Annotated in this window: 11 protein-coding genes; 3 read left to right on the forward strand and 8 right to left on the reverse strand. The window is 48.7% G+C overall.

Annotated features, from left to right (window positions below; all coding sequences use genetic code 11):
* The first annotated feature begins 20 nt into the window (after nucleotides 1-20).
* Entirely contained in the window at nucleotides 21-2,081 is a 2,061-nt protein-coding gene (locus EZJ49_RS13135) for a M1 family metallopeptidase (RefSeq protein WP_262552632.1), read from the forward strand.
* Here EZJ49_RS13135 and EZJ49_RS13140 read toward each other — a convergent pair.
* Together EZJ49_RS13140 and EZJ49_RS13145 are read right to left on the reverse strand one after the other, a co-directional pair.
* Complete coding sequence (locus EZJ49_RS13140; protein ID WP_262552633.1) at nucleotides 2,050-3,336, reverse strand: hypothetical protein; 1,287 nt, start codon at nucleotides 3,334-3,336, stop codon at nucleotides 2,050-2,052. The genes EZJ49_RS13135 and EZJ49_RS13140 overlap by 32 nt on opposite strands.
* Nucleotides 3,337-3,433: 97 nt before the next feature.
* A complete protein-coding gene (locus EZJ49_RS13145; RefSeq protein ID WP_262552634.1) occupies nucleotides 3,434-4,348 on the reverse strand; it encodes a glycerophosphodiester phosphodiesterase in 915 nt (304 codons plus the stop codon).
* 335 nt (nucleotides 4,349-4,683) lie between these two features.
* Here EZJ49_RS13145 and EZJ49_RS13150 point away from each other — a divergent pair, with 335 nt between their 5' ends.
* On the forward strand, nucleotides 4,684-6,885 hold the full coding sequence (locus EZJ49_RS13150) for a phospholipase D-like domain-containing protein (protein WP_262552635.1): 2,202 nt from the start codon (nucleotides 4,684-4,686) through the stop codon (nucleotides 6,883-6,885).
* A 105-nt stretch (nucleotides 6,886-6,990) separates the two neighbouring features.
* Entirely contained in the window at nucleotides 6,991-7,383 is a 393-nt protein-coding gene (locus EZJ49_RS13155) for a hypothetical protein (RefSeq protein WP_262552636.1), read from the forward strand.
* An 85-nt stretch (nucleotides 7,384-7,468) separates the two neighbouring features.
* Here the strand turns inward: EZJ49_RS13155 and EZJ49_RS13160 are convergent, their stop codons facing one another.
* The 6 genes from EZJ49_RS13160 to pilB all read right to left on the reverse strand — a co-directional run bounded on the left by EZJ49_RS13160 (nucleotide 7,469) and on the right by pilB (nucleotide 15,175).
* Nucleotides 7,469-7,897, reverse strand: a complete 429-nt coding sequence (locus EZJ49_RS13160; RefSeq protein WP_262552637.1) for a bacterioferritin — start codon at nucleotides 7,895-7,897, stop codon at nucleotides 7,469-7,471.
* Nucleotides 7,898-8,188: 291 nt separating this feature from the next.
* On the reverse strand, nucleotides 8,189-9,595 hold the full coding sequence (locus EZJ49_RS13165; RefSeq protein WP_262552638.1) for a sigma-54-dependent transcriptional regulator: 1,407 nt from the start codon (nucleotides 9,593-9,595) through the stop codon (nucleotides 8,189-8,191).
* Nucleotides 9,596-9,634: 39 nt separating this feature from the next.
* Complete coding sequence (locus EZJ49_RS13170; RefSeq protein WP_262552639.1) at nucleotides 9,635-11,212, reverse strand: two-component system sensor histidine kinase NtrB; 1,578 nt, start codon at nucleotides 11,210-11,212, stop codon at nucleotides 9,635-9,637.
* Entirely contained in the window at nucleotides 11,213-12,430 is a 1,218-nt protein-coding gene (locus EZJ49_RS13175; protein WP_262552640.1) for a type II secretion system F family protein, read from the reverse strand.
* 1 nt (nucleotide 12,431) lies between these two features.
* Nucleotides 12,432-13,475 carry a twitching motility protein PilT gene (locus tag EZJ49_RS13180; protein WP_262552641.1) on the reverse strand — a complete coding sequence of 348 codons (1,044 nt, stop codon included), beginning with the start codon at nucleotides 13,473-13,475 and terminating at the stop codon, nucleotides 12,432-12,434.
* Nucleotides 13,475-15,175 carry a type IV-A pilus assembly ATPase PilB gene (gene pilB / locus EZJ49_RS13185; protein WP_262552642.1) on the reverse strand — a complete coding sequence of 567 codons (1,701 nt, stop codon included), beginning with the start codon at nucleotides 15,173-15,175 and terminating at the stop codon, nucleotides 13,475-13,477. The genes EZJ49_RS13180 and pilB overlap by 1 nt, the downstream gene beginning before the upstream one ends.
* Nucleotides 15,176-15,219: the final 44 nt, after the last annotated feature.

Raw genomic sequence — 15,219 nt, forward strand, 5'->3', positions numbered from 1 at the left:
ACCCCGTTTCCGAGGTAAATATGACTCGAGCGCAGGCTCTTAACAAACTGATGGTCGTCATCGGTCTTCTTTTCATTCTTCTTGTGTCCATGCAGTCCCATGGCCAGACTCTTCATCACAAAATGAACGTGGAGCTTTCCCCTGGTCTGAAAATGATCAAAGCGCAGGACACGCTGACGTTTCCCAAGGATTCTCCGCGCAAGCTGAGCTTTCTTTTGCACAAGGATTTACAAATTTCAGTCACCAGTGCCGATGACAGCCTTGCCCTGTTACATCCTGCCACCGCCGCAGAGCCTTATGCCGAGTATGGCTTAACCCTTGGCAACAGTGACAACAAAGTTTCTGTCAGCTATTTCGGCGTCATCTTTGATCCGGTGGTGAACGACAACAGCAACGGTTTGATTTCTCCGGAAGGAGCGACTCTTTTTGGCAGCACTTACTGGTATCCATTTATTCTGGATACGCAAAAAAGTTTCGATATCACCGTGCAAACCCCCGCAGACTGGATGTCCCTGATTCAGGGCCAGATCACCAGCACGGCCTCCCAGGGAAGCAGCCGCACCACACGCTTTGTGGAGATTTACCCGCAAGAGGAAATCTATCTGGTGGCCGGTCCGTTTAAGAGCTATCAAATCGACACCGCTTCCGGCAAAAAAATCCAGGTACTGCTTCGTAAGGACGAGCCCGCCTTAGCGCAAAGCTTTCTGGCATTGGTGCCGGACTACCTGCAACACTACAGTCAGCTGATCGGACCTTATCCTTATTCCACCTTTAGCGTGGTGGAAAATTTCTGGGAAACCGGTTACGGCATGCCCGGTTTCACCCTGCTGGGGCCGACGGTTTTGCGTCTGCCGTTTATTTTAAACTCTTCCCTGCCGCACGAAGTTCTGCACAACTGGTGGGGCAACAGTGTTTATGTGGACTATGAAAAAGGCAACTGGTGTGAGGGCCTTACAACCTATATGGCTGATTACTGGCAACAGGAAAAAGTCGGGACCGAGCGCGGCTATCGCCTTAATACCTTGATAAACTACGCCGACTTCGTCGCCCACCAGCCGGAAAAAGACTTTCCGGTTCGTCAGTTCCGTGGCCGCCACAATTCCAGTTCGCAGGCCGTGGGTTACGGTAAAACGATGATGTTGTTCCAAATGCTGGAATTCCGTCTGGGCAAGGAAACCTTTATCAAGGCGTTGCAGGACTTCTATACGCAGAACCTGTTCAAGAAAGCCTCGTTTCAGGACATTCAAAAAAGTTTTGAAAAAGTCACCAATCAGAATCTTGAATCCTTCTTTGTACAATGGCTGGATCGCACCGGAGCTCCGAAATTGGAGCTGTCTGACGTCAAGCTTATGAAATGGTTTGATGGCGCCACCACGGCAACCTACATGCTAAGCCAGACTCAGGATGTCGCCTATGACCTGAATATTCCGGTTGTTTGGACTTTGGAATCCGGTGCTGAAATCCGTCAGGTCGCGCGTTTAAGCGAAAGAAGCCAGATCTATTCCTTCACATCCCCGTCCCGCCCGGTGAAAATATCTATTGATCCGGACTTCAGAGTCTTCCGTCATCTTTACAGCGAAGAACGTCCGGCCACACTATCGTCCGTTCTGGGCAGCAGTGAACTTCATTATTACTTTGACCATGCCGATACCGACGCCCGTAAGTTTGCCGACACCTGGGCCGGAAAAACCGAAGGAAAAGACATCTATCATGATCTAAAACAGGACATTGCTCTTCCTGAAAAAGGTGCGATGGTTTTTGTCGGGGATCAGGCGGCCTTTGCAAACTTCATGAAGCAGGAACTGGCTGAACAAAAATTTGCCCTGACTGACAAAACTCTGACCGTGGATGGGCAGTCATTTAATCTGAATGAAATCAGTTCTGTCTTTGTCATTCGTCTGAAGCAACGCCCGGAACAAACCGTGGTGTGGGTGCGCTGGAGCCCGGACAATAACCCGGCTGAATGGGCCGGTCGGCTGACTCACTATGGAACTTTTGGGGTTCTGGTTTTCAAAGGCCGTCCGGTGGTTCTAAAAAGCACCTGGCCGGTTAAAGTATCTCCCCTGCAGAAACCTCTTTAAGCAGTTCTTCCATCGCTTTGACTTCGGCCTCCAACGGGCCGAAGCGCTTCTTAAGCTCCCGGCGAATTCGCATGGTCAGTGCTTCATAACCGCGACGAGAGGAAAATCGCCAGGCCGGATGCTTGCGGTAAGAACGCAGATTTTTTTTCAGCGTCTCCAGCTCTTCCGCAAAGATCAGCGAGCTTTCGTAGATTTCATCCAAAGTCAGATGACTTAGATTTCCTAATTCTGCCATGCAGATCAGTTCCAGACGTTTTAGTCCCTGAGCATCACGGGCTTTGTAGGTAACCTGTACCTTCTGCCACATTTTTAAAGACCACTCCTGAAAACCACTTGATGCTTCATTTTGCATATCAGGATGAAGCAGGCGCGCCAGTTTTCGGTAGGTGGAACGCAGAAGAAGTTCCTGTTCGACCAGCTTGTACGACGGCCGTTCCTGATCGTGGGCATTGCCGATCATTTGCTGCAAAAAATCTTTCAGATGTGAGGGCATGGGTTTAAGCAGCTTTTGTTGATAGCCGGGGCTGCTGTTTTTCCAGATACGCGACAACAACCGCCAATCACCACACTTCATGGCAATTTGAAAAGATTCTTTAAAAAGTTCGTATCCGGCCGTTGGATCACCAAAATGCCGCACCATAGCCTCGTCAGGAACATCGTTCAGATAGTGATACATCGAACGCGCCTGACGGTTCATGACACTCAGTCCTCCGTCCCCTTTGCCCAGTAATTCATCCGCCGGGAACAGATATTCTGTTACAAAATGTCCTTCCAGCCTTGCACGGGTTGCGGTGGATTCTTTGGTCGCGGTGTGGACGCTGTATTTCAGTCGCTGCTGACGCAAATTTTCAATCACGAACTTCCAATCCGCATCTCCGGATTGATACTGATGTTCTTCTTCTTTGAGCAAAACATAGGCACGCGCCAGACTGACATTGGCGGTTTCCGCGACGTGTTTAAGGTGAAGATGGAAGGTTGAAAGAGTGCGATAGCGCCGTTCCAGTTGCTCGCCGGCCACACGCTCTTTGCGGAAGGTCAAATTGTACCAGTCCTCATAAAGAAGCTGATCCCAGCGTAAAAAATCAGCATGGTCTTTTTCAAGCTTGCGAATTTTCTTCAGCAGACTGGCTGTTGCCGAAAACATTTCTGTGCGGATTTTTAAATCATCTGTCACTGAAAGACAGCGCGACGCACATGAACCCGCAGGTTCACCATCAAAGTTGAAATCATCAAGATGCATAAGGTGAAATGCCATATCACGACTGAAATAACCCCGCCATTAAAATCACCTGGTCGCTGAATCATTCAGCACAAGACGGATTTGAAGTAGCCTCAGACTTGAATGGGAATCGCTATTTAGCCAGATAGTCGTGAAGATGGCTGGTGATTATGCCGTCCATTTTCAGTTCTCGGGCCAGATCAAATTCCTCTTTTTTGCCCAGCGTCCACACTGCCAGAATTTTTTCCGGATATTGCTTGCGTAGGGCCTGAATATCTTCAACGGACGTTGGCTTCATATTAAAGGCGATGCCATCGTTATCCAGATACTTGGCCGGATCTTTCAAAGCCGCACTGCCATTGTGAACAATCTTTAAAAACTTCATCGCCCCCAGAACTCGATAGCGAACATCTGCGTTTTCAAGTCCCTTAGACCAGCGCCACAATCTATCATGCGCTGTCAGGTCATTGACATAGATAATGATATTGGAAAAGCAATTGTAAGTGCCACCAGGATCATGTCCTTTTGCGCACTCCCCTTGCGGGTCCAAACGCAAAAGTTCTTCTGCCAGATCTGCCATCTCATGTTCCTTGATAACAGGCTTCACATCCAGCACCAGCCCGGTCTTTGTCTCGCGCAACAGATTCAAAGTTTCTGCTAAGGTCAGGATCTGCCCCTTTTCTGCGGGAAGATCCCGGTACAGACACTCTGAACGCAAGTAAGAAAAATCCGCCTTGGCAATCGCCACGTCCCCTGGGGCACAGTGAACGCTTCGGCCTGTATTGTCGTCATGATGAATGACGAACACCCCATCCGAGCTGCGTCGCACATCCATTTCGACATAATCCGCCCCAGCGCGCGCGCCACTTAAAAAAGCCTCGGCACTGTTTTCAGGAAACAGTTGTTCATCCCCGCGATGAGCCACCACAAAAGGCTCCTTTGCACTCAGCGAGCTGAAGTCCCCACTTTGGGACATTTCCCACGAATGCCAATATCCTGCGACCGCGAAAAGAGTGAAAAGCCCCATGGCTGCGATTTTTTTTGTCATACAAAACTTATCGCCGAAACCGGACACAAACTAAAGAAAAAAGCCCCTTTCTTCAAGGGGCTTTCAAAGGATTCGACAACATCAGGGACAGGAACTATTTACCAGCGGACTCGGACTTTTCAGATTTTTCTTTTTTACCGTGTTTCTTATGAACTTTTTCTTTCTTAACCATGGTCACTTCCGTTTTCTGTGCGGAAACTTCCTTGTTGGCAGCTACCGGAGCCTCATTTTTATCAGCCTTACTGCGGCAAGATTCTCAATTTAAGACACTTTATCTGTGGTTCAGGTCTTCCGTCTGCATTCAGCTAACCCCTTAAAATTCCGATAGGTTTCAAATGAAAAAGACTACGACCAACCCAGTGAACGTGGCATTTTTGGGCCTGACTCTTTCTTTGATTTCCTGTCAAACAACACCGCATCGCGAACCCAGTTCGGTGAATGTGCCTAGCGAGCTCAAGCCGGTGATTGAAAATCTTTATCGTGACAAATTTCAGGCGGAAATCACCAAAGAACAATTGAATATCATCAAGCGCAAGCGTGGCACTGGAAACACCCCTCGTAAAAACGAACAGTTCCCACCACCGACTCCCGCCTATGAAAAAGAGTTCAAATCTTTGACGGCACAATATGAAAAAGGTCAGAAAAAGCAGCAGGTCGAATTGCAACAGGCCGAGGCTTTGCTGTCGTCTGTGCGCAGTGATACTCCGGTTTCCATTCTGGTCAGAGACAATACTCCATGGCGACAGCAGAATCAGGAAGTGGAGCTGAACAATCCCAAGGATTTCCTGCTGCAACAAGGCCGCCCCACGCACGTCTTTAACTTTGACCGTGTTCGCAGCACCGCCTTTGAAATACGCATCAAAAGCCGTCTGCTGAGCTACGACGATCCCTTTGAAGAAAGAAAAGACGATTACTTTGAAGCCTCTGTCACCTGTGATGCCCCGTTTGCGATCAAACGCACTTTCTCGGATAAAAAATACGGCGCTCGACAAACGGCCACTTTCCGTCTGTATGACAATAAATACAATGGCGACAACCTGCGCCTGATCCCAAGTTCTTATGTGAAGGAATGCGAATTCAAAGCTGGCGAACCCGGTGCCGCCCCGACTTACGGAGCCCGTTTCGTCGAGCCTGCCAATCCCTATCTGGATTTACACAGTCTGGTCGAAGGCTGTCTGTTGCCTCGCACAGACAATCTGACTGGAATCGAAAAGTTCTTCCTGACTGATAAATTTGATTCCATGACCTGCCCCGAGGCCGTTCCCGCTGTGATCAATTTGCCGGAAGCTGCGGATTCCCTTAAATCCAAGGCGGAAGTTCTTTTGGGGCAGCCCCTGCCACGCAACTTCATGGATCTGCATGACCCGATGGCACCTCTGGATTTTTCAAAAGCTCCATTTTTTGACAGCATCTATGTATCCTATCTGGTTTTCCGCGCAGACTACTATGGCACCTTTATGGCTCGCCTGCTGGAGTTCCATGCACAACGAGGAACCAAGATTAAAATCATGGTGGCCGGAGTCATCACTTTGGATAAAGACGTCAAAATGCTGCACGGTCTTGTTGCACGCAATCCCAACATTCAACTGCAAGAGCTGAAGTATCAGGTTCCGGCAGGAGGCTCTTTAGGGGACCGCTTCGATCGCCTGCACCGATCCATGCACGTCAAATTACTTTTAACGATGTCAAAATCCCAGCCTCAAAACAATGTGGCCTTTATCGGCGGTCGCAACATCCATGACGGTTTCATCTTCAAGGCGCCTTACGACTATCCGAATCCGGACATGGTCAACTACGTCAAAGGGGATGAAAGCTTCGTTCACTGGCGGGATTTTGAGTTTAAAATTCACTCAAAGGATTTCACTGAAAAAGTGGCCGCGCACTTCCTGACCATCTGGGACCGCGACGTCAAAACCATGCAATTCCGCAGTATCAATATCAATCTGCCTTTGGCAACACAAGCCTCACCGGCTTACTTTAACAATCGCGAGCCTCTGATTCGTCACTATGTTTCCGTTCCTTATAAAGACGAACAGCGCTTGATTGATTTGTATGTGGAAATGCTGAATAGCGCGAAAAAGAAGATCCTGATTTCTACTCCGTACTTCCGCCCACCGAAGCCGATCTTTGAGGCTTTGGAACGTGCTGCCGCCCGTGGTGTGGATGTGACGGTCATCACGCGTCTGGATCTTAAAGGTGACACGGTGGACTGGATTTTGAGTGAATCCAACAAGCCCACAGTAAACAAGCTTTATCAAAAGATCACCCTTTACGAATACACGGAACCCAGGGTTATTCTGCATTCCAAAATCGTGCTGATCGACGACGTGTTTTCATTCCTGGGTTCGGTCAACTGGAATAAACGTAGCTTCTTCCACGACATGGAAAATGGCACCATGATTTATGGCGCAGCTTATAATAGTGAAATGACCGGGATCTACAACCAATACAAGCGTGATTCCCGTCTGATTGATGAACGCCTGAAACGGAACTATTTCAAGGCTTTGATTGTCGGAATTTTTGACACTGAATTCTAATTCGGGAATTTTTTATTAAATCCCGAACATGACCTAATTGAAATTTGGGGGCTATTGCCCCCTTCTGCTAAAACTAAAGGCCTTTGATCAAACAGGAGGCCTTTCGTGTTCAAACTGATCCTTCCCCTTATGTTATTGGGTGCGACTTCCGCACAAGCATCTTTCGTTGCAGTGACTGAATGTAATTCTGAATCCCGCACACACACCCTGAAACTGGTTCAATCCGGCGAAGATGTGCTGGCCATGATGGACAACAAAAAAGAACTCAATGGTGGCGATTTCGGCGGGCGCAACCCCGGTCAGAAAAAGTACAAAGTCACCGCTAAAATTCTAAGCACTTACCGCATCCAGGGTATCAGCCTGCCGGAACTTCGCGAAAGCGGCCATGCCACAGATCTTGTTGCCAGTATTATGTTTTCCCGCCCGGAATTTGATGGTGAGTATGATATGGTTTATGCCTATGCCAGCGAGCTGACCCACGGCCTTGAGTGCAAATAGCCTTAACTGCTAAAGACGGCGAGAAATAAAAAACCCACAACCGTTCAGGATTGTGGGTTTTTTATTTTTTAGTACCGGAAAACTCTTAGTGAGTTGTATCCAGCATCTTGATCACTTCTTCAATGTGCTCTGTTTCCATACGCACCATGGAACGGATCAATTCTTCCAAAGCCACATCATCATGGCAGTGTTTTAGGACCGATTTATACTTTTCCAACGCAGCTTCCTCGAACTCAAGGCTTTCTTTCAGAATATCCAATACCTTGTGAGTTTTTGTTTCAGGAACCGCAGAAACACGCAGTGTGGGATGCCCACCCAGTGCTGTCACCTTTTCCCCGATGATAGAGGCATGCTGATAACCCTCGTTAGCCTGATCATGGAACCATTTAACGATAGGAATACGGTTAGGACCTTTCACCATCAAAGCATAGTGAAGATAACGAACCACACCGGAGATCTCCATCTCGATGATTTCATTCAATAGATCAACAACGACTTTATTTTTATCTGTCATAAGACCTCCCTATTATTTCACTAGGAATGATTACAGAAAGCCGAGACCAACGCAACAAATGAAAACATATTGAGAATAACAAAACTTGAGAATCGTTTTCGATAAACCCGCCCTTAAAAAACAAACGACCTTTTAAAACGGAAAAACCGTTCAAAAAGGTCGCAGCGCAAGGCGGAGATGAGATCTCGCAGCGCAGGCGTGCTCAAAGCACGTCGAAGCGAGAAACCCCACCGACAACGCAGTCGATGGGGCTTTTTTCAACGGTTTTATTACGTCGCCCGGAACGGGCGCTTACTCATCATCTAGTTCGTCGTCACCCACGACACCAAGATTATATTTTTCTATGCGATAACGCATGGATCGGAAAGAGATGTGAAGCAACTTTGCAGCTCTCTTCTTCACGCCGCCCGCAGAGTGGATCGCTTTGATCAAAAGCTCTTTTTCGATCTGACCCATCACCTTGTCCAAATCCACTCCATCGTCACCGATTTCAATTTCATTGGAGGATGCCATCTTGCGGCCGGATGATGTGTTTACCATCGGCGGCAAAGACTCTGGCAGGATCGTCGCGCCGCCTTCCAAAGCCACCGTGCGCTCGATCATATTTTCAAGCTCACGCACGTTCCCTGGATAGTCGTACTTTTTAAGAATCTCCATCGCTTCCGCGCTGATCGCCCCAATGTTTTTATTCAGACGCTCGTTGTACTTCTTCAGGAAGTGATTTGCGAGCAAAGGAATATCGTCACGGCGGTCACGCAGGCCCGGAGTTTTGATATTAATAACATTCAAACGATAGAACAAATCCTGACGGAAGCCACCCTTTTGGACCATGTCCTCAAGATTACGATTGGTTGCCGCGATGATGCGAACATCCACTTTCATGTCTTCCGTGGCACCCACACGACGGATCACACGTTCCTGAATCGCACGAAGAAGCTTTACCTGGATCGTCAAAGGCAATTCACCGACCTCATCCAGGAACAGAGTTCCGCCGTCAGCCACTTCAAACAGACCCGCTTTGTCAGCCACAGCACCCGTGAAAGAGCCTTTTTTATGACCGAACATTTCCGATTCCATCAGATTTTCCGGGATCGCACCACAGTTCACGGTAACGAACGGACGGTCTTTCAATGGACCGTTGTAGTGAATCGCCTTGGCAACCACCTCTTTACCCGTACCGGACTCCCCCGTGATCAATACGTTGGTTGGAGTTTGCGCCACACGTTTTACCATGTCGTAAATCGCGTGCATTGCCGGGGAATTCCCCACCATGTTCTGGAAGGAGTACTCTTTCACCAATTCCTTTTTCAGGGATCGGTTTTCCACTTCCAAATTGCGGGAACGAAGAGCGTTCTGAATGTTCATGCGAACTTCATCAATTTTAAATGGCTTGGTCAGATAGTCATAGGCACCCATCTTCATGGCTTCAACCGCAGTTTCGGTTGTACCGAACGCCGTGATCAGCATGAAGACTGTGTCAGGATAGGATTCTTTGACGTGCTTTAAAAGCTCAATCCCCGTTACATGAGGCATCTGCAAGTCAGAGATGATCATATCGAATGTTTTTTTGGTCAGAAGGTCTTTAGCTTTTTGGCCGTCTTCAGCCAAAGTGATCTCATAGCCTTCTTTTTTCAGCATGATCTCTAAAAACTCGCGGATTGATTCTTCGTCATCGACAACAAGAATTCTCGACTTCATGTTATGTGCTCCCACGTCCTTGTGTTAAAAACTATTCTCTCAGTTCGCTCTGGGGAAAGTCAAAATAAACTCAGTACCTACGCCCACTTCACTCTCGACAAAGACCTGCGCCCCATGTCCTTCGAGAATCTTATGTGTCACAGCTAGACCAAGGCCCGTGCCCTTTGGCTTCGTTGTATGAAATGGTTCAAACATTTTCTTTTTCGTGGCTTCGCTCATTCCGCTTCCGGTGTCACGAATGCGCACGCGCACTTCCTTGTCCGTAACCAGAGCTTTCACAGCAATCTGCGGATTCTGCGCCTCATTCATGGCCTGATAGGAATTGATGATGATATTCAGGAACGCCTGTTTCAGCTTGTCACGACGACCCAGAATCTTCAGGCCTTCACTGTATTCCCGCACCTGCTCGATATCAGCACGCACCTGCGCATTGAGCTTCATCGAATCCAGAATCTCTGTTAACAATGCTGACAGATCCACCGGGTCTGTCGGCGGCACTTCCGGACGGGCGTAATCCAAAAATTCGGTGATTAGATTGTTCAGGCGATCAATTTCACGCAAAACGATCTTCATCAGCCTGCGATCGTCGTCATTATTCACAGTCTGAGTCAAAAGTTCGATACTGCCACTAATGCCAGCCAATGGATTGCGGATCTCATGAGCAATCCCCGCAGCCAGCCCCCCCACGGCCGCCAACTTTTCATTCTGGCGGGCGGCATATTCCAACTGGCGAATCTTGGTCAGGTCATCGAATAAACCGATGGACAAATGCGCCTGCAATTCCGGGCTGTAGATCTTCGACAACGTCATACCCAAAATTTTGGCATTGCTGTCGTTGGGAGCCGTGTATTTCACATCCCCTTTGAACAAACCTTCAGTTCTTCTGGTTTCTGGAAACAGACTGTACCAATTCTGAGTGGAAAGATCCGCAAATCCAAGAATCTCTGCTGCGGAAGAATTGGCTTTGACCACTTCACCAGCATCCGTGAACGAGACCATTCCGGTCGGAATATTTTCCACCAGAACCTCGTTCAGCTCCTGCGCCGAACGCAGGCTGGCTCCGGTTTCCGTCAGTTCCTTACCGACGGACTGCAACTGTTCACTTAAGTATCCGGAAAGGCCGGCCACAGAGAAGAAGGCAATATTATTCAAAGCCAGCAGGAAGAAGAAGTTCAAGGCCTTCATTTCCGGAGAGAACAAAGCAGCAATCGTAAAGAAGATACTGGTGAACAGAGCCAGCGTCACAGCCCCCACGCCACGACACGCAATCCCCGCCAGCAGAATGTTGACCAAATGCATGAACAGGAACAAGGACTGATTGATCCCGGAATAGAAAATCAAAAGGGAAATCAAAAGGGCATCCACAACGAAGCCCACAAACAGCCAGCTTGGATTCTTCAGCAGGCGGTTCCATTCAGCAAACCACATAATGTGCATGCCAAAGGCGATACTTAAGATTCCGTAAAACGGCCCCAGAACCTGCCAGTTGACGAAGGCTTCCTGAAACACACTGGAGATAACACTGATCAGCAGAATCAACGCAAAAAGGCTGACGCGTGCAAATTCCACCGTCAGCCCCTGGTTTTTACTGTTCTGCAAAGCAAAACTTAAACGCATCTATTGAACCACATCCGCCATGTTGAAGATCGGAAGATACATCGCCACAACCAGAACCGCGATGATACCACCCAGAACCACCATCAAAAGAGGCTCAAGCAGCGACGTCATGGCTTTAACAGCTGTTTCAACTTCATCTTCATAGAAGTCCGCAATCTTACCCAGCATAATATCCATGGTACCGGACTGCTCCCCGATAGAGATCATCTGAACCACCATGTCCGGGAAGGCTTTTTCTTTTGCCAACGGAGAGGCAAAAGTGCGTCCCGCTGTCACCGATTCCTTACAGCGCAACAAAGATTGTTCAATCACCGCATTACCCGCAGTCTTTGCGGAAATCTCGATCGCTTCGATAAGCCCCACACCTGACGCCAACAATGTGGACAGTGTTCGGGTCAAACGCGCGATCGCGGATTTTTGCACCACCTCACCAAAAACAGGAGCTTTCATAATAAAGCGGTCAAAGGTGTCTTTCCCCGCATCGGTCTTCAGCCACTGCATCAAAGCCATAGGGCCAAGCACCGCAACGCCCACATAGATATACCAGTTGTTGATCATGGAGTTACTCAGGGAAACCACCAGCATGGTCAGCATTGGCGGCTCTTTCCCGGAGGACGAGAAGAATTCCATGAATTTGGGAATAATGAAGACCAAGATACCCGCGATCACGATCATCGCCACGATGATGATGACAATCGGATAAACCAAAGCCCCTTTGACCTGTGCTTTGATCTTTTCAGATTTTTCCATGTAGCTGGCAAGACGCTGCAAGATACCGTCAAGAATACCGGCTTCTTCCCCTGCCTGAATCATGTTCACATACAATTTATCAAATACGTTCGGCACCTGCGCCATGGCTTCAGCCAAACGACGACCGCCTTCAATGGACGTCTTAACCTGAGCGGAGGCTTCCTTCAACAAACCCGGGCGCAGACCTTCCGAAAGAATCTTTAAAGAATCCACCACCGGAATACCGGCATTGATCAGAGTCGCGAACTGACGAGTGAAAATTTGCAAGTCCTTGCCTTTGACAGAAGGTGCAAAAATACTGGCACTTTTTCCGGCAGAAGCACGGGCGGCACCGTAGGCCACCACACGCACCGGTAACAACTGCTGTGCTCTAAGGCGAATGATGGCTTCCTGTTGAGAACCCGCCTCGATTTCGCCCTGAACCATTTGGCCGGTTGCATTCTTCGCTTGGTACTGAAACTTTGCCATCTTAGATACCTACCTTCTTCAGAAGCTGATCCAGGTTGTCAGGTTGACGGGACACTTCAAATGCTGTTTTCAGGTCCACACGTCGTCGAATCAAATGTTGTAATAAAGACTGATTCAAAGTCAGAATTCCGGAATTTTCCGGAGCTTGAAGCAGCAGATTTTCCAGCGCTTTAAAATCCTGCTCTTCAATCAGGGCGCGAACTTGCGGCTTCATCAGCAGAACTTCATGGGCAAAAATCTTTTCACCACTAAGTCCTGCGACCGGGTACTGTCCCGATGCCATCGTCAGCACTTCAGCCAGTCTCGGAGCCCCATGCTCTGCATAACGTTCGCCTAACGTTGAAAGCACACGACGAAGGGCATTGGTGACAGACGGCGCTTTCATGGAATAAATCACAAAGATCCCCTGTTCTGCCAAAGTCATGGCCTCCAGGAAGGATTCTTCATCCGCGAAACCGTCGAACACCACCATGTCCACACCGGACATCAGACATTCCTTTTCTTCCGGACGGGCAAATTCACCATTGTGATAGATGTAGCAGGATTTGGCCTCTTTCACTTGCGGGAAAGCTTTGCGTGAATACACCACACCCAGGAAGGATTTTTCCTCGGACAGCTTTTGTAAAATACGATGCAAAGCCCAGACTTGTCCGGCTTCTCCGGGACCAGATAGCAAAACCAACCCCTTCATGCGCAAACAGGCATCAAGTAAGGAAGGCGGAAGCTGAATTTCCTGTTTCCCGCCATCCAGATCCATATCCAGAACAGCCTTCATAGTGCTGTCATGCTGGAAGAACGAAAAACCGATGCGCAGACTGTCCAAAGCCGCTTCCCCCTGCACCACACCTGTTGTTTCCAGCACCGCTTTTTGTTGCGTGCTTAACAGACTTTGCTGCAAAAGATTCCATTCCGTCATCAAGGCCGGGGATGAACGCAAGCTGGTCCATCCCGACGGAACGCGAATGCGCGGTTCACTGCCGACAAGGAACAAAAACTCTTCCGCCTTCTTGGCTTTGGCCTGCAAAAGTAGCTCGGTCAAACTCATTAGGTGTCCTTCACTGATGCGTTGAGCACTTCTTCAATAGTTGTTACGCCACGTTTTAGTTTTAACAGCGCACTTCGACGCAGAGTTCTCATCCCCTGGTCCCGCGCCAGATAACGAAGCTGTCCGGTGGAGGCGCCTTTTAAAATGGCCTCTTTCATTTTTTCTGTCATGGCCAGAAGCTCATAAATCGCCAGACGTCCCTTGATGCCGGTGTTGTTGCAATTGGCGCAACCCTTGCCACGCATCAGTTTATAGTCACCGATTTCCGCCTGCGGAACACCCAGATTGATCAGAGTCTGTGCGGGAACTTCCACTGGAGCCTTGCAAGACTCGCACACCTTACCCACCAGACGCTGGGCCACGATCAAGTTCACAGTGGAGGTGATGATATAAGGAGCCACCCCCATTTCAGTCAGACGAATCACCGTTCCCGGCGCATCGTTGGTATGCAGGGTACTAACCACCAAGTGACCTGTGGAGGCCGCTTTAAAGGCGATCTCTGCCGTTTCCAGGTCACGAATCTCCCCGACCATCACGATGTCAGGGTCCTGACGCAGGAAGGATTTCAAGGCACTGGAGAAATTCAAATCAATATCCGGATTCATCTGAACCTGATTAATTCCTTCCAGATTGAACTCGACCGGATCTTCCGCTGTGGAAATATTCACGTCAGGCTGATTTAGCTCGGCCAGCGCCGAATAAATCGTCGTGGTTTTACCAGAACCCGTGGGTCCTGTGATCAATACCATCCCCTGAGGCAGATTGATGGTGGCCTTGAAAAGCTTCAGATCGTCCTCTTCAAAGCCAAGCTTGGTCATGTCCAGCTGAAGATTTGATTTATCCAAAAGACGCAGAACAACTTTTTCACCCCAAAGAGTTGGCAGAACGCTGACACGGAAATCCATCTCTTTGGCTTTGGTTCTAACTTTCAAACGTCCATCCTGAGGACGGCGTTTTTCGGCGATATCCAGTTTGGACATAATCTTAATACGCGAGGCAATTGCCGCCGCCGTCCCTGCCGGAGGAGCCGTTGCCTCCACCAGATTACCGTCAATACGGAAACGGACACGGTATTTTTTTTCGTAAGGTTCAAAGTGAATATCAGACACTTTTTTTCTGATGGCATCCGCCAGAATCGAATTCACAAATTTGATAATCGGCGCATCTTCCTGGCCGCTGTCCTGATCGATGATTTCCGCCTGAGGTCCAACCCCCAGAATAAAATCATCATCTTCCACCGCGCTCATGGTATTCAGGGACTTCATGTTGATGCTGCCACCGTAGTACTTCTCAATACCGGCAACAATGGCGCTTTCCGTTCCCACCACGGCCTGAATGCGGCAGCGGGTGATAAAGCGTAAATCCTCTTTGACTATAATATTACTGGGGTCCGCGAAGGCCACAACCAGAGTGTTCCCCGCTTTTTGCAATGGAATCAGTGTGTTCTTCTCGCACAGATCCTTGGGGATCATCGAAATAACAGACGGATCAATCTCAAACGTGTTAACCTCAACTCCCGGAACTGCAAAATGTTTTTCAACAGCGCGCAGAATCTGGTTATCTTTAAGGTAACCCAACTGGATGATGGAATTGGTCAATCGTTGGCCGGTTTTCTTTTGCTCTTCCATTGCAGCTTGCAATTGGTCAGGCTTTAGCAAACCCTGCTTAACTAAAATTTCCCCGATTTTGAGTGAAGACATTAGGACTCCCCTGGACTAAATTTACTCCAGGGTGCCATTTTTTG

The organism is Bdellovibrio bacteriovorus, assembly GCF_025558485.1.
Taxonomy (GTDB): Bacteria; Bdellovibrionota; Bdellovibrionia; order Bdellovibrionales; family Bdellovibrionaceae; genus Bdellovibrio; species Bdellovibrio bacteriovorus_G.

Bases quoted from the DNA above. Each gene is read 5' to 3' on its own strand.
- EZJ49_RS13135 (WP_262552632.1), top strand. From the start codon at position 21: ATGACTCGAGCGCAGGCTCTTAACAAACTGATGGTCGTCATCGGTCTT.
- EZJ49_RS13140 (WP_262552633.1), bottom strand. From the start codon at position 3,336: ATGGCATTTCACCTTATGCATCTTGATGATTTCAACTTTGATGGTGAA.
- EZJ49_RS13145 (WP_262552634.1), bottom strand. From the start codon at position 4,348: ATGACAAAAAAAATCGCAGCCATGGGGCTTTTCACTCTTTTCGCGGTC.
- EZJ49_RS13150 (WP_262552635.1), top strand. From the start codon at position 4,684: ATGAAAAAGACTACGACCAACCCAGTGAACGTGGCATTTTTGGGCCTG.
- EZJ49_RS13160 (WP_262552637.1), bottom strand. From the start codon at position 7,897: ATGACAGATAAAAATAAAGTCGTTGTTGATCTATTGAATGAAATCATC.
- EZJ49_RS13165 (WP_262552638.1), bottom strand. From the start codon at position 9,595: ATGAAGTCGAGAATTCTTGTTGTCGATGACGAAGAATCAATCCGCGAG.
- EZJ49_RS13170 (WP_262552639.1), bottom strand. From the start codon at position 11,212: ATGCGTTTAAGTTTTGCTTTGCAGAACAGTAAAAACCAGGGGCTGACG.
- EZJ49_RS13175 (WP_262552640.1), bottom strand. From the start codon at position 12,430: ATGGCAAAGTTTCAGTACCAAGCGAAGAATGCAACCGGCCAAATGGTT.
- EZJ49_RS13180 (WP_262552641.1), bottom strand. From the start codon at position 13,475: ATGAGTTTGACCGAGCTACTTTTGCAGGCCAAAGCCAAGAAGGCGGAA.
- pilB (WP_262552642.1), bottom strand. From the start codon at position 15,175: ATGTCTTCACTCAAAATCGGGGAAATTTTAGTTAAGCAGGGTTTGCTA.